Annotated in this window: 9 tRNA genes and 1 rRNA gene; all 10 read right to left on the reverse strand. The window is 48.7% G+C overall.

Annotation, left to right across the window (positions count from 1 at the left end):
* Window positions 1-30 precede the first annotated feature (30 nt).
* Window positions 31-106: transfer RNA gene (locus AR328_RS12015), tRNA-Phe, on the reverse strand.
* Between the two features lie 24 nt (window positions 107-130).
* Window positions 131-207: transfer RNA gene (locus AR328_RS12020), tRNA-Asp, on the reverse strand.
* A 3-nt stretch (window positions 208-210) separates the two neighbouring features.
* Window positions 211-284, reverse strand: a tRNA-Met gene (locus AR328_RS12025).
* A gap of 163 nt (window positions 285-447) precedes the next feature.
* Window positions 448-540: transfer RNA gene (locus tag AR328_RS12030), tRNA-Ser, on the reverse strand.
* A gap of 12 nt (window positions 541-552) precedes the next feature.
* Window positions 553-629 (reverse strand) — tRNA-Met (locus AR328_RS12035).
* A gap of 20 nt (window positions 630-649) precedes the next feature.
* Window positions 650-725 (reverse strand) — tRNA-Ala (locus tag AR328_RS12040).
* A 55-nt stretch (window positions 726-780) separates the two neighbouring features.
* Window positions 781-855, reverse strand: a tRNA-Gly gene (locus AR328_RS12045).
* Between the two features lie 104 nt (window positions 856-959).
* Window positions 960-1,032: transfer RNA gene (locus AR328_RS12050), tRNA-Val, on the reverse strand.
* 4 nt (window positions 1,033-1,036) lie between these two features.
* A tRNA-Glu gene (locus AR328_RS12055) sits at window positions 1,037-1,111 on the reverse strand.
* Between the two features lie 55 nt (window positions 1,112-1,166).
* Window positions 1,167-1,271, reverse strand: a 5S ribosomal RNA gene (gene rrf, locus AR328_RS12060); the annotation flags it as partial.

Consider the following 1,271-nt stretch of genomic DNA (forward strand, 5'->3'; position numbering starts at 1 on the left):
TATAAAAAAATAGGGATTAATATTATAAAATGGTGGCTCAGGACGGAATCGAACCGCCGACACAAGGATTTTCAGTCCTTTGCTCTACCGACTGAGCTACTGAGCCTAATTAATATTTTTTTGAAATAAATGGCGGTCCGGACGGGACTCGAACCCGCGACCTCCTGCGTGACAGGCAGGCATTCTAACCAACTGAACTACCGGACCAGATTGCGGGGACAGGATTTGAACCTGCGACCTTCGGGTTATGAGCCCGACGAGCTACCGGACTGCTCCACCCCGCGATAATAATATTTATATGATTTTTACTATGCTCATATATAGCATAAGGACTGTTCCGATCTTAGGATGCTTAATCAAGCAGCAGCTCGATCGGTACAACTCGCAGATGATTCAAGGAGTAACGCTCGTTGCTCCACCCCGCGATAATAATATTTATAATAATAATGGAGGAGGTAGAGGGATTCGAACCCCCGCGGGCCGTTAAGCCCCTGTCGGTTTTCAAGACCGATCCCTTCAGCCGAACTTGGGTATACCTCCAGGTAAAAAAGATGGTAGCGGCGGAGGGGATCGAACCCCCGACCTTACGGGTATGAACCGTACGCTCTAGCCAGCTGAGCTACACCGCCAAAATAAAGTATAATTTTTATGGTGGAGCCTAGCGGGATCGAACCGCTGACCTCCTGCGTGCAAGGCAGGCGCTCTCCCAGCTGAGCTAAGGCCCCATAAAGATATAAAGTAACAAAAATTCAATTGCTCATGCTGCCAAAAATACAACTTTGGAGCGGAAGACGGGATTCGAACCCGCGACCCCCACCTTGGCAAGGTGGTGTTCTACCACTGAACTACTTCCGCACATTAAATATGGTGAGGTAAGTACTCTATAAAAAATACCGGATAGAAGTTAACATCTAACCAATTTATTGCAGTCAGTTGTTCATGTCTACACCGGTAAATGATGGAGGATGACGGGATCGAACCGCCGACCCTCTGCTTGTAAGGCAGATGCTCTCCCAGCTGAGCTAATCCTCCTAAATGGTGACCCATACGGGATTCGAACCCGTGTTACCGCCGTGAAAGGGCGGTGTCTTAACCGCTTGACCAATGGGCCATTCTATTTAAGATGATCATGCAATCATCAAAAATAATAGCCCCTCTTGGGGCTAGCCTAGCGGCGTCCTACTCTCACAAGGGGACAGCCCCTAACTACCATCGGCGCTGAAAAGCTTAACTTCCGTGTTCGGGATGGGAACGGGTGTGACCTTTTCGCT

Source organism: Bacillus sp. FJAT-29937, from assembly GCF_001509555.1.
GTDB lineage: Bacteria > Bacillota > Bacilli > Bacillales > Cytobacillaceae > Cytobacillus.